The organism is Pontibacter mangrovi, assembly GCF_006385705.1.
In the GTDB taxonomy this organism is placed as follows: Bacteria; Bacteroidota; Bacteroidia; order Cytophagales; family Hymenobacteraceae; genus Pontibacter; species Pontibacter mangrovi.
Genome location: NZ_VFRQ01000005.1, coordinates 246906 through 259978, shown reverse-complemented (window position 1 = coordinate 259978; position 13073 = coordinate 246906). Strand labels below are relative to the sequence as shown.

The window sequence follows — 13073 nt, the reverse complement described above, 5'->3', positions numbered from 1 at the left end:
TTATTTCTTTTTATCTTGCCTGTACAGCTCGTACAGCCGGAGATACTTCAGGAAGTTTAGCTGCGCCGACACGCCACAGAAAACAAACCCATAGTACCCATCCAGAAAACCCAGCTTCAGAAAGTACTTCTTAAAGAACTTAAAGCCAGGGTTTAGCAATACGTGAACTACAAAGTTAATTTTTTTGCCCTTTTTATAAGCCGCGTCGGCCGCAATACGGGCAAATTTATTTGCCTGCTCAATATGCTCCCCCACCGTGGCGTAGGCATAGTGCAGCAGGTCGCCTTTTAGCTTGCGGGCCTCTCCCTGCAGCATCACCTTATCGTGCGGGTTGGTGCCGCCCCACTGGCCCTTGTTTCGGTTCCAGAGGCGCAGCTTAGCGTCCGGGTAAAATCCCCCGTGGTGTATCCACTGCCCGCAGTAGTTGTTCAGGCGGTTTACGATAAAGCCGTCTGCGTCAAAGTTCTTTTTTTTCTCCTTAATGGAAGCAATGAGCTCTTCGGAAAGGCACTCATCCGCATCCAGGGCCAGCACATGGTCGTAGGTGGCCTGCGTGACGGCGTAGTTTTTCTGCTCAATATAGCCCCCAAACGGATGCTGCACAAACCTCACCCCAAAAGACTCGCAGATGGCCTGCGTGCCGTCCGTGGAGAAAGAGTCCACCACCACGATCTCGTCGGCCACCCCTTGCAGCGACTGCAGGCAGCGCGCAATGTTCCGCTCCTCGTTAAAGGTGATGACCGTGGCCGATATCTTGATTTCCTCCTTCATCATAGCTTTGAACAGCTAATGCTTTAATACATGGTTATAGTTCAAACAAGCCTGTGGCTGTAACCCGCGCAGGCAATGCTTCTTAGGCAGCAAAGCTACGCCAAAGCGGCCGTAGTTAAAAATGCAATAGGCAGCTACGCCTTTTAACTCAAAAATCTGAATATTTCACTAAATCGACCGTTAGGTGCTTGTGTTTGCCGGGGGCTTTGCCTAAGTTGGCATACTTTGCCTTGCTCAATATCACTTTATGAATACACCCTTTACCGCTTCCACACTTACTAAAAGTATAAAACGCTGCTCTATGTTACTGGCCATGCCCTTGCTGCTGGCTGGTTGCGGCACCTCCGCTTACATGCCCAATGTGCCCAACGTGCCCATGTTCACGCAAAAGGGAGAGCTGAGCGCGGGCGGCCATGTTACCCCGAAGGGCAATATCACTTTTAACACCGCATATGCCGTATCAGACCACTTTGCCGTGCTTCTGAATGGCTCTATGCTGAGCAGCGACCGCCGCAAACGCGACATGCGCCACAACCTGCTGGAGGCGGCCGGCGGCTACTACACCACCTTTGGGCCGGAACAGAACCGGGTGCTGGAGATTTACGGCGGCTTTGGGGGCGGCAGTTCGGAGCGCACCGAGAAAGAAGAGGACAAGGAGACCGGCGAGATGAGCTACGAGCGCCATGATGCCAACTTCAGCAAGTACTTTCTGCAGGTAAACTTCAGCTCGAAGCGCAAAAAGTCGCTGCGGCTGCTGAACCGCGAGTTTCCGCTGAACTATGGCACCGCCCTGCGCGCCAGCTACGTGGACATGTATGACTATGCGCTGAACAATGAGCCGGGAACGCTGGAGGACAACATTTTTCTGGAGCCGATCTTCTACACGCGCCTCACCCTGAACCCATCGGTGCAGTTGCAGTACACTAGCGGCACCACCATCGGCCTGAAAAACCGCGAAACCCTGACGGCCGCCTATTCGGTCTTTTCGCTTGGCTTTGTGATAAACGTGGGCGGCAGGGAGAAAAAGCAATAAGCTATACTTGTTGGGCTTAGCCATAAAAAAGTCAGGAGGTACGCTCCTGACTTTGCCTTAGGAAGTATGCCTGGCCCTAATCCTTATAGATCAGCACCTCTGCCTTGCCGTTTTTGATGTAGCCACGGTACATGCCTGCCGAGTTGAACGGCATGGCAACATTGCCTTTCCTGTCCAGGGCAATCACACCGCCTTCGCCGCCGCGCTCCACCAGTTTCTTCAGTACTACCTCTTCGGCAGCCTTTTTTACAGAGTAGCCTTTATATTCCATCAGTGCGGCAATGTCGTGGGCCACTACCGAGCGGATAAAGTACTCGCCGTGGCCGGTGGCAGACACGGCGCAGGTGTTGTTGTCGGCATAGGTTCCGGCCCCAATGATCGGAGCGTCCCCTACGCGCCCGTAGCGTTTGTTCGTCATGCCGCCCGTGGAGGTGCCCGCTGCCAGGTTACCATAGGCATCCAGCGCCACACAGCCCACCGTTCCAAACTTCTTGCCTTCAATAAAAATATTCTCGTTGCTGCTGGTGCCGCCATCGTGGTCCAGCTTCGTTTTCTCTTTGTCTTTCAGCTTTTGCAGCTGGTTGTAGCGCGTTTCGGTGTAGAAGTAGGAAGGGTCCACGATCTCCACGCCCTGCATTTTGGCAAACTTTTCAGCCCCGCTTCCGATCATCATCACGTGCTCCGACTTCTCCATCACGGCGCGGGCAGCGGTAATCGGGTTTTTGATGGTGGTGACGCTAGCCACAGAACCCGCCATCAACGTTTTACCGTCCATCACGGCGGCGTCCATCTCGTTTTTCCCCTCGTTGGTGAACACGGCGCCCTTGCCCGCGTTAAACAGCGGCGAGTTTTCCATCACGTGGATGGTGGCCTCCACGGCATCCAGGCTGGTGCCGCCCTTCTTTAGCACGTCATACCCAACCTGTAGGGCCTCGTTCAGCTTCTCGCGGTAGGCTTTCTCTTTCTCCGGCGTCATGTTCTGGCGGGTGATGGTGCCGGCGCCGCCATGAATCACCAGTGTGATTTTGCTATAGTCGGGCTTGCCCTGCGCCAGGCTTGCAAAGCCGCTAAGCAGAAACAGGCACAGAAAGTATAAATGCTTTTTCATAGGTCGATATGGGAATTTTGTAGGTTAAATATAAGGCTTTTTGGCGTATGCGGCGCAAATTTCTCATCTTGCCGCTGCACCTATACTTTTCGCGTATGTTCCTTGTCCGGCTACGGCACTGGCAGGCTTTCCTGCTGCTGTTTGTGTTACCGCTTTTGCTGCAACAGGGCCTGCTCTGGCTACTCGGCGCACTGGGCATCTCGGCAGGCCGCGTGCTCACCATGCTGCTTGACGCCCTGCCTGCCACGGTTATCACGCTTTGGCTCTGGACAGTCGGCGCCCGGCTTTACAAGCGCTTGCCAGAAAGCATCAAAATCACGCCGTTATACTTTTATCTGGGCTGCCTGTACATGCTGCTCTACGCGCTGCTGTTTGTCTATACCTGGGCCGTTATCCGGGACAGTTTGGCGGCCGGCACTTTGCCATTGGGCATGCTGGCGCTGCTGGTGCCGATGCACCTGTTCGCCACGTTCTGCTACCTGTATGCCGCCTATTTTGCTGGCCGGTCGTTGGTTAGCGTAGAGACGCCGCGGGTGGCGCAAAGCGGCGAATACCTGGGCACCGTTTTTCTTTTTATGCTGCTTCCGCTGGGAATCTGGTTTTTGCAGCCGCGCCTGCGCCGAATCTATCTGTCAGAGCGCTAGCGGCTTGCCGCCAGAGTTGTGAAAAATATAGTTGTTATACAATATAACAAGGAATCTTCCGTTTATACACTTGAATTGCAGGTAATTTCTTGGTTTTTATATAGTTTTCTTAGCTTGCAGGCTTATCTTTTACCATATTTGCAAAGTATTCTCAAACATTAACCAAACAAACAATTAATTTATCACCCATGAAATCCAATTTCTTCAAAGCATCCCTTGCTGTGGTTCTGTGCTCTTCGATGATGGCTTCTTGCGTATCGTCTAAAAAGTATGAAGACCTGCAGGCAAGCAAAGAAGCGCAAGAGCAAGAGCTGGCTGCCTCAAAAGCTAAAGTTGATGAACTGACTTCCTCTCTGAGAGAGCGTGAGCAGAAACTTGCTGACATGGAGCGTGCCATGAACGAGCAGCAGAAGGTTCTGGACAACCTGAAAAACGAAGTAAACGCTGCCCTGAAAGGCTTTAACCAAGGCGACCTGAGCGTGGCGGTGAAAGACGGCAAAGTATACGTTTCTATGTCTGACAAGCTGTTGTTCCCGACTGGCAGCACGAAAGTGAATACCGGCGGCAAGAAAGCCATTGACCAGCTGGTGAGCGTACTGAAGAATAACCAGGAAGTGGACGTGATGGTAGAAGGACACACAGACGACGTATCTGTGCTGAACGGCATGAAATACCTGACTGACAACTGGGATCTGAGCGTGCTGCGTGCCACTGAGATCACGCGCCTGATGACTGAGAAAGGCCTGTCTCCGGACAGAATTACGCCAGCTGGCCGCTCTTTCTACATGCCAGTTGACTCAGGACGCACTGCGGAGGCGAAAGCTAAAAACCGTCGTACTGAGATCATCCTGACGCCAGACTTTACTGAGATCTATAAAATCCTGGGCATCAAAGCCTAAGTTTTATACTTCCAAATAAATACCAAAGCGCCGGTAGCCACAGAGGTTACCGGCGCTTTATGTTTTGCGGGCAAGAAGGTTGAAAAGTAGAGAAAGGATATACTGTGCAACTATCCACTACACTTTCGCTTTTTTTGCTTCGCTGATGGCCTGGAACAGTTCGCCCGCGTTTTGGGAGCCGATCAGCAGCGGGCCTTTGTTGTAAAAGTATAGCTTCACGCCCTCGTTGCCCGACATGTTGTAGGCTTTGCCCTTAAAGCCCCACCTGATGCCCCAGCCGCCGTAGTCGCCGATGGGGTTGTAGGTAACGCGCTCATAATCCCGCACCAGGTGCAGCGGTATTCTAACGGGCTTGATATGAAAGGGCCAGAAACGCACCAGCACCTGCCCCGGCTGCACCTCCGTGGTAAGCGACATGCTATAGAAAAAGTACGGCAGCCCCAGCCCCACCAGCACGAAAAGTATACTTAGCTGCACATCAGGCACCGGCCTGTTGCCATACAGCCCGCCCATCAGCACCTGGTACACAAAGCCTACCCAGAAAATAGCTGCCACGCCCAGCACCACCACCCACAGCCATAGTTGCCTGAACCGCTGCCGCTCCCTGTAAAGTATGATCTGCTCGTCTGCCATGTGTGGTTTTATACTTTCTGGATCTTCATTTCATGTTGATGGTTTACCCTGGCAGCAAAGCTGCTTCATTCTAAAAAATAGGCTTCTTAATTCCTGTCATTCTGTCAAGAATCTTGGTAGAAAGTGTGTTAAGCTAACGCTACCGGCTCACAAGATCCTTTCAGGATGACTAAAAGAGAGGATGAAATGGCCCTACTCCCAAGAGGGAATAAACTGGCACAGCAAAAAGTCTCGCATTGAAGAGGGACATGAGGTAATTACTACTCCAGAGATGTGCGAATTTCACCTTCTCCAAACTACGCACAAAAGTACACTTCCGCTGCACCACCAAAGTATAGACAAACAAAAAGACCGACAACTATAAAGCTGGCGGCCCTTCTAAGTCTACATCAGGTTTTGCGTCTTCTATCCAATCGCCTGCTCCAGGTCCGAGATGAGGTCTTCGGCGTCTTCCACACCCACACTCAGGCGAATCAGCGTGTCGCTTAGGCCGGCTTTCATGCGGTCTTCGCGCGGGATGCTGGCATGCGTCATGGTAGCCGGGTGGCCGCACAACGACTCCACGCCGCCCAACGACTCAGCCAACGCAAACAGCCTCAGGTTCTCCAGCACACGAATGGCGTCGTCCACGTTATTGCCCTTCAGTTCAAACGACACCATGCCACCGAAGTCGCGCATTTGTTTTTGGGCCACCTCGTGGTTCGGGTGCTCGGCAAAGCCAGGCCAGTACACCTTGTTTACCTTAGGATGATTCTTCAGGAACTCGGCCACCTGGCGGCCGTTCTGGCAGTGGCGCTCCATGCGCAGGTGCAGGGTTTTGAGGCCGCGCAGCACCAGGAAGCAATCCTGAGGCCCGGGCGTGGCGCCGCAGGAGTTCTGGATAAAGGCCAGCCGCTCGCGCAGGTCATCACTGTTCACCACAACTGCCCCCATCACCACATCCGAGTGGCCGCCCATGTACTTGGTCAGCGAGTGCATCACCATGTCGGCGCCCATGTCCAGTGGGGTTTGCAGGTATGGCGTGGCAAAGGTGTTATCGGCCACCAGCAGCAAGTTGTGCTTCTTGCAAAGCTTACCGTACGCCTTTATGTCGATGATGTTGAGCAGCGGGTTGGTAGGCGTCTCCACCCAGATCATCTTCGTGTTCTCGTTCACCAGCTTCTCCACATTAGCTGTATCCTGCATGTTGGTAAAGTGGAACTTGATGCCATAGTTCTGGAAGATCTTTGTAAAAATGCGGTAGCTGCCGCCGTACAGGTCGTTGGTGGAGATTACCTCATCGCCGGGCTTCAGCAGCTTCATAATAGCATCCACGGCCGCCATACCCGAGGCGAAGCACAGGCCGTGCTTGCCGTTCTCCAGCGCCGCCAGCGCGTTCTGCAGCTGGGTGCGGGTGGGGTTGTGCGTGCGCGAGTATTCATAGCCTTTGTGGTCGCCGGGCGAGCGCTGTACGTAGGTGGATGTCTGGTAGATGGGCGTCATGATGGCGCCTGTACTTGGGTCTGGCTCCACGCCAGCATGTATAGCCTTCGTTCCGAATTTCATAGTTTACAAGTTATACTGATGAATGATTGTTTTCTCGCAGGTTGGCACTGTAATGTCTGCGTACGCGGTTGCTGCAAGTTAAAAAATCCCTTTAAAGTATAAAGGAGACAGCCAAACAGCCCCGTTATACTTTCAAAGCCGCACAAATCTTTTGTACTTTGTCTTTCGTCTAAGTTCAGATACTCACTAAGTACGATCACCACATGAAGTCACTCCCGCTACTGCGCACCTTTATACGCGAAAACGCCTCCACGTTTGTCTCGATGCTCTTGCTCGTGGTGGTGCCGGTGGTGGTAAGCTCTACGGTGGCGGTGGTGCTGTACAATTACCAGGACCTGCTGCAGGGGCTGTCGGTGTGGCAAATGCTTTTATACTTTGCCGTGATCTCTGTAACGATGGCGCTGGCGCTTACCCCCACCACCTTTGTGGCGCTGGTAAGCGGCTTTTATCTGGGCTGGAACGGCTTTGCGGGCATTGTGGTGTCGTATGGCATTGCGGCGCTGATCGGGTATAGCATAGCCCAGCTAATAGACCACGGCAAGATGATGAGCTTTCTGAACCGCTTTGAGAAGGCCCGCAACCTCATGCAGGAGCTGCGCAGCGAGAGCTGGAGCCTCATCTTCCTGACGCGCATTTCGCCGGTGCTGCCCTTTGCCCTGATGAACTTCGTGCTCTCGCTGCTGCAGATAAACAGGCGCAAGTTCTTTGTGGCAAGTATAGTGGGCATGCTGCCCCGCACGCTTTTTTTCTTCTGGGTAGGCACGCAGGCCCGCGATGTGGTGCAGGCCCTGCAGAACCCGGACAGCGGCCGCGGCGGACAGATACTGATGGTAGCATTAATTGTAATTTCTATCGGTGGGCTTTACTTCCTGTTCGACAGGGCTTTAAAGCGCGCCCTGCGCAATGCAGCCGCTAAAAATGAATAATTTTTTAACACAGGTCTTGCGTATAAAGAAAAAACGCCTTTACTTTGCATCACAATAACGGAATGGTCTCGTAGCTCAACTGGATAGAGCATCTGACTACGAATCAGAAGGTTAGGGGTTCGACTCCCTTCGTGACCACCGAAAAGCCTCTCAGAATCATCTGAGGGGCTTTTTTATTTTTGTGGGCACTAAATTGGGCACTAATTAAGAGATTGTAGGTATCCAGCGCCCATTTTGGGCACTTTTCAAGTTGGGTACTTAGTTCTCGTGGAAAACATGGCAGTGCCCACAATACTTGTTGATCACATCGTTTAAGTTGTGGCTTACCCTGCCACACTTCAGGCACATAATCTGATCCTGACCGGTCTTTTCGCTTCTCGACAGTGAGTATGTCTTTATCTGGCTATCTGCATGAACCGGTTTCAATTGCTGGTGTTCCTGCATGGCTAAAAGTAGTTATTTTGATGTATAACGAAAAAGCCCCATTGATGGGGCTCATTCTTTTATTCATCTTCGTCCGGATCTTCTTCCTCTTCTGTATCATCTGGCTGCTGCATGCGCCACCTGAAGGCATCCCTGAAGTATAGGCCTGTCAGGAGGTGGAAGAAGAACTGACTTTCCTCCACGGCCAGTTCCTGCTCTTTATACACATCCAGCTTTTCTTGCTTGGCCTGGTAGATGTAATCATATAAGGCAACGGAGAGCTTCTCTACGTTAACGCCTCGGTCTTTCAGGAAATCAGGCAGCTTGGGTACCATATACCAGGGCGTTTGGGTACAGTTTTTCTATCATAGTCAGGTGGTAAGCGTCTTGAGGGTAATTTGCCACCTTCTTGCCCAGGGTAATAGGACGGGATTTGCCTACGCGCACATTCTTGTACACATAGATCTTGTTCTTGTAGAGATTAACCGTGAAGAACGGTTCGGCCACCGGCACTGCTGCAGCGCGGGATGGAAAATTCGGATGTTTTAGCATAACATTTGAAAATAAGATTGCCCCGGTAGAGGGGGAGCTGCTAAAACATCCAGTGGATTATTTCCGGGGCCATTACTGGCACCCGACTCCTTCTACCGAGGCAACAATATGGTTAGAAACCGTTTGTCTCTAAAATAAAATTGCCACTCCAAAACCATCAGACAGGTTTAAAGTGGCGTCCGTACCACTGAATGTTTTAGCGTTTCAAAAGTGCAGGTTTGTTTTGAGATATGCAAACAGGTGGCAAAGTTTTTGAATAACTGCTTCAAGATTGTGGATAACTTGAACAACTTTTGTGTTAGCTTTTGTGTTACATTTGTAATACATTTGGTTTACAAGTTGATTACACTTTGATTATAGTTTAGTAATTAACACTAAAGCTTACTATGGCAGAACTTCAGGAATATCTGAAAATAGAAAACGGCAAGGGTCGCATCAAGATGGGGCTTAACAGTGTCGTGTTTGAAGATCATGGCTATTACATAATCTACATACCATCCCTTAACATTTCGGCTTATGGCTCCTCTATGATGGAGGCCCAGGAAATGTTTGAAGTAATGATAGATGACTTTTGCGAGAACCTGTATAGCTTGAGCGAGGCAGAGCGCACCGCAGAACTGCGCAAGTATGGATGGAACCGCAATCCATACTTTAATAAGAGGTTTGAAATAAGCCAGTCTTTTGTAGATAAAGAAGGATTGCTTAAGAATTTTGAGCTTTCTGAGGATACCAAGGTTGAGGAGAAATTCTTAATGATCGCGTAAATGGGGAATCACCGACCGATCCCAACAAAGTGTTGGGAGGCCTACTTGACATCCCTGGGTTGCGCTTACAATTCTATCAAAGCCTCTCACCATAAATGGAAATGCCCCGGAGCACACCGCTCCATCATTTTCAGGGGAGCAGAAAAAGAGATTCCTTTTGCCCATATAGTTACTAACCTGCAGACTCTGGGTATCGAAAAGAAAGATTTTTTGGAGTGGGTGGCAGCCAATTGCTAACCTATAAACAAGTAAGCCACCTACAATAGGTGGCTTACTTGTTTTAACCGGCCGCATCGGCCCTGACAGCATCGATCTCCGCAGCGGCATCCTCAATATCACTATACACCACGTAAGCACGCTGATTCCGCGGTAGTAGCTGTATAGCGGTTCTGACCGCCCTCAGCTCCCCGATCATCTCCGCATAAGTGGCATCGCCCCCTCCTGCTCCAGAACTTACCGAAGGCACCTGGCCTGTAACGGCTCCATCAGCAGCATAGATGCCGCCACTGCGCATAATGGAGGCACCCCCACGGTGCAGGCTGGAATCAAGCAGGGCATCTATCACGGGTTTGTTGTTGGCATAGGTGTTTCGGCTCAGGATCATGTACGGCTCGCCAGTCTCCCACTCGCCCAGGTACTCACCGGTGGCTCCGTCTACCATCTTGATTCCTCCGTTGCTGTGTAGCTGGCCAGCTGTGGGCACGCCTGCCGTGGAGTTAATGGTGCCCCCGCTGGCAAACATCCGCTTGGCCGATTTGATGGTCCCGCCAATAATACCACCTTTGGCAAAGGTTGGTATAGGCGTAGCGATAATTTTGGCGACATTCACTGCAGCCATTATGCCGGTTGCGATCTGAAGCGGGACATTAGGGGCTGCTTTGATAACTGCAAGTAAACCTGCCATGGTCGCATCTGCAATCTTAGAAGCCTTCTCATCCTCAGCTGCTTTCTTCTTTAGAGCTCTTGTTTTAGAATCATAGTTTGCCTCGATTGCTGATTTCTGCCCCTCATACTGCTCTTTGCTGATTTTACCTGCTTTATACTCTGAATCTAGGCTTGCCAGTCTACGCTTTTTATCTTTCTCCAGCTTGGCCATCTCTCGATCATTGGCCACCTGTTTAAAATCAAAGAAAGCGCCCGTAGCCTGCTGCATATACTGCAGATTCTGGGCATCTATGGCACGCTCGTTATTGTTGCGCTGCTCTACGTGCTGCGTGTTCATTTCCCCCTTGCGTGCCAGGTAATCAGCATACAGTAGCTCCTTTTCTGACAATAACGCAGCCTCAGCCTCCAATTCGTAGTTTTTCAGATCCTCTCCGGAGAGTTCTAGCGTCTCGATGTCCTTTTGCAACTTATCGGCAGCACGCTGCTCCAAGGCCTGCATCTCAATCTCATACTCTTGGTCCAGCAGGTTCTGCTTTGCAGCCAACAGGTTATCTTCTGCCTGCCGCTGCATTTCATAGCGCCCTGTAATGCCAGCCTGGGCAATGGCAGACTTCAATGCTTCCTCAGCTCGCAGCACCTCCAGATCAGCGCCGGCCAACGTATATCGGTTCCGGATATCCTGAATCTCGCGGGCAGTCTGCTCGGCCAGCTTCTTCTGATCATCTGCCCGGGCTTTCTCAACTGCCGCCACATCTCGGCTCAGCTGCTCCTCGATCAGGCGCTTTTGCTCGGCTATCTGATCCGCGGTACCCTTTGCCTGGTCAATTTCGCGCTGGGCGTTGGTCTGCAGAATGGCTATTTTACGATCGTACTCATTTTGGATCAGCTCATTCTTCAGATCCTCGATGGCTTTGGTAGCCTCCAATTCTAACTTCTCGCGCTCCTTGGCCTCTTTTTCTGCCTGCTTTCTGGCTTCCTCAGCGGCTTTGTCCCTTGCTTTCTTCTGTTCAGCAGAAATACCATCCGATTTCTTTTTCTCCTGCTCTACTGCCTGGGCAACTTCTGCCTCCGCCTGGCGCTGGCGCTCCTGCTTTGCCTTCTGCATTTCGGCATTATAGGCATCTTCAAATGCTTTTGATACATCGGTACCAAAAGAGGCATAATCCGCTTTCACGGCATCCCAATCTCCACTAAGAGCCGCGGACACCATGTTTTTAACCTTGCTGAAGCCCTCTGTGAAGGCAGCTCCAAATGCGGCAACATAAGCTGGTGCATTAGAAAGTACCTCAAAGATGGTCTGTACCACCGATACCAGGTTCCGAAGCTGGGCCATGGCCACCGGTGAGTTACGCGCCATATCAATAAGTCCGGTAACCAGCCACCCAATAGCTTTATAAGCAAGCTGCAAAGGAATTGTAAGTAAATTAAGGACTGTTGTGAAGCCCTCAGCCCAACTTTTGGCGGCATTACCTTCCTTACTCACCAAGCCTGCAGATTCAGCAAGCCCCATCAGGCTGTTCCATATTTTGGCAATAGGGCTGAACATCTCTTTAAAAATGCCCACTAAACCCACCAGCAAAGTATAGAGAAAGGTCAGGCTGTCGTTTGTGAGTACTTCTAAAGTATTACCACCACCTTCAAAAGACTTTGTTAGCTCATTTTGAGCAGCTGCCAGATCTTCTGCTGACCGAACGAGATTAAGCCTTTGCTGTGTATAGATATTGCCAGAATCAATGACATCATCCATGCTCAGCTTCATGTCTTTCAACCCTTTTAGCACTTCAATCCCAACGTCCTCACCTGGGCCACCAAAGACATCAGCTATAACTGTCTGGGTTTGTGCTGCTGTAAGCTCCGTATCGCTAAGACCTTCTGAAATTAGCTTTAGCGCCTGTACTGTTGATATCGACTTATCATTGATACCCTTGAACAATTTGGATGTAAACTGCTCTCCAAAAGCATTCTCCAAAGCCTCTTGGGTAGCCGGTGTCTGTTCGCTAATTCTTAAATTGAACTCTTTGATAACATCAGCTCCTTTATCTGCGAAAACCCCAAGCTTTGTGAACTGATCAATGGCAGCAATCATACCTTCTGCACTGATACCTGCGGCTTTAAAGTGAGGAGGGTACTCCCGCAGTTGGTCTAAAAATTCACCGCTGGCATCAGCACCGGATATAAAGCCTTGTTTTATAAGATCAATGCTTTCCTGCTGCGAAATGCCCATCTGCTTTGATAGCGCATTAGAGGCAACCAGCACCTCGTTATAGTCTTTATCGAAAGTCTGGGCAACGGAGCGTACGGAAACCGTTAGCTGGTCAAGTTCCTCTCCGGAAGCGCCTGTTAGCTGGCTGATTTGGGAGCGCAGCTCCTCAAACTCCTGTGTGGTCTCTATTACAGCCTGGCCGGCACTGATCACGCTGTCAACCACGGCTTCCACCCCCATCTGAATGCCTGTGAAGGCAAGCGCCTTTTGGGCAAACCCCATGAAGCCGCCCCCCGATTTCTCCAGTTCATCATCAACGCCTTTGATCTCTTTCCGAACCTCGGTCAGTCGGGCATTCACCTGGCGCAGCTCCTTGCTCTTGTTTATGAACGACTCAGTACCAGGGGTCAGGTCAAGTAGCTCACGGTTCAGCTCTTTGCTATACTTGGTTAACTGGCGTGTGCTCATGCCTGTTATGCCAAGCTGGCCGCGCAGATCAGACATGCGTTTGTCTACTTCCTTCAGCTCTTTGTTCTTATCAATATACTCCTGAGTGCCTTTGCGCATCTCTTTGAGTTCCCTGTTAAGAAGCTGCTGCTTACGAGTCAGGTTATCCAGTTCTGTTTTTCCCTGGTTACCATCAATCTCCAGCTTTACCTGGACGTGATCCTGTCTAACACTTGCCAT

The 13073-nt window shown here is 51.0% G+C and carries 12 protein-coding genes and 1 tRNA gene; 6 read left to right on the top strand and 7 right to left on the bottom strand.

Translation table 11 applies throughout. The annotated features are described in order from the left end of the window. Positions 1–774, bottom strand: coding sequence for a glycosyltransferase family 2 protein (locus FJM65_RS11285; RefSeq protein WP_239022927.1), 774 nt, complete (start codon positions 772–774; stop codon positions 1–3). A gap of 244 nt (positions 775–1018) precedes the next feature. Here FJM65_RS11285 and FJM65_RS11280 point away from each other — a divergent pair, with 244 nt between their 5' ends. Continuing rightward, on the top strand, positions 1019–1804 hold the full coding sequence (locus FJM65_RS11280) for a hypothetical protein (RefSeq protein WP_239022926.1): 786 nt from the start codon (positions 1019–1021) through the stop codon (positions 1802–1804). Positions 1805–1880: 76 nt separating this feature from the next. On the opposite strand, the gene FJM65_RS11275 is transcribed toward FJM65_RS11280, so the two are convergent. Next, positions 1881–2912, bottom strand: a complete 1032-nt coding sequence (locus FJM65_RS11275) for an isoaspartyl peptidase/L-asparaginase family protein (protein ID WP_140621623.1) — start codon at positions 2910–2912, stop codon at positions 1881–1883. Between the two features lie 47 nt (positions 2913–2959). On the opposite strand from FJM65_RS11275, the gene FJM65_RS11270 reads away from it, so the two are divergent. Continuing rightward, on the top strand, positions 2960–3556 hold the full coding sequence (locus FJM65_RS11270; RefSeq protein ID WP_140621622.1) for a hypothetical protein: 597 nt from the start codon (positions 2960–2962) through the stop codon (positions 3554–3556). Between the two features lie 188 nt (positions 3557–3744). After that, positions 3745–4455, top strand: coding sequence for an OmpA/MotB family protein (locus FJM65_RS11265; RefSeq protein WP_140621621.1), 711 nt, complete (start codon positions 3745–3747; stop codon positions 4453–4455). A 117-nt stretch (positions 4456–4572) separates the two neighbouring features. Here FJM65_RS11265 and FJM65_RS11260 read toward each other — a convergent pair whose 3' ends face one another. Both FJM65_RS11260 and FJM65_RS11255 read right to left on the bottom strand, forming a co-directional pair. Next, a complete protein-coding gene (locus FJM65_RS11260) occupies positions 4573–5088 on the bottom strand; it encodes a DUF6141 family protein (RefSeq protein ID WP_140621620.1) in 516 nt (171 codons plus the stop codon). A 405-nt stretch (positions 5089–5493) separates the two neighbouring features. Further along, entirely contained in the window at positions 5494–6633 is a 1140-nt protein-coding gene (locus FJM65_RS11255) for a cystathionine gamma-synthase (protein ID WP_140621619.1), read from the bottom strand. A gap of 203 nt (positions 6634–6836) precedes the next feature. Between FJM65_RS11255 and FJM65_RS11250 the strand changes: the two genes are divergently transcribed. Then, positions 6837–7559 carry a TVP38/TMEM64 family protein gene (locus FJM65_RS11250; RefSeq protein WP_140621618.1) on the top strand — a complete coding sequence of 241 codons (723 nt, stop codon included), beginning with the start codon at positions 6837–6839 and terminating at the stop codon, positions 7557–7559. A 64-nt stretch (positions 7560–7623) separates the two neighbouring features. Continuing rightward, positions 7624–7697 (top strand) — tRNA-Arg (locus tag FJM65_RS11245). A gap of 365 nt (positions 7698–8062) precedes the next feature. Here the strand turns inward: FJM65_RS11245 and FJM65_RS11235 are convergent. Both FJM65_RS11235 and FJM65_RS11230 read right to left on the bottom strand, forming a co-directional pair. Further along, a complete protein-coding gene (locus FJM65_RS11235) occupies positions 8063–8317 on the bottom strand; it encodes a hypothetical protein (RefSeq protein ID WP_140621616.1) in 255 nt (84 codons plus the stop codon). Next, positions 8298–8534: a hypothetical protein gene (locus FJM65_RS11230; RefSeq protein WP_140621615.1), complete on the bottom strand. Its 237-nt coding sequence runs from the start codon at positions 8532–8534 to the stop codon at positions 8298–8300. The genes FJM65_RS11235 and FJM65_RS11230 overlap by 20 nt, the downstream gene beginning before the upstream one ends. A gap of 386 nt (positions 8535–8920) precedes the next feature. On the opposite strand from FJM65_RS11230, the gene FJM65_RS11225 reads away from it, so the two are divergent. After that, the gene (locus FJM65_RS11225) at positions 8921–9298 is read left to right on the top strand and encodes a hypothetical protein (protein WP_140621614.1); all 378 of its coding nucleotides are present in this window, start codon (positions 8921–8923) and stop codon (positions 9296–9298) included. A 280-nt stretch (positions 9299–9578) separates the two neighbouring features. On the opposite strand, the gene FJM65_RS11220 is transcribed toward FJM65_RS11225, so the two are convergent. After that, a complete protein-coding gene (locus FJM65_RS11220) occupies positions 9579–13073 on the bottom strand; it encodes a phage tail tape measure protein (protein ID WP_140621613.1) in 3495 nt (1164 codons plus the stop codon).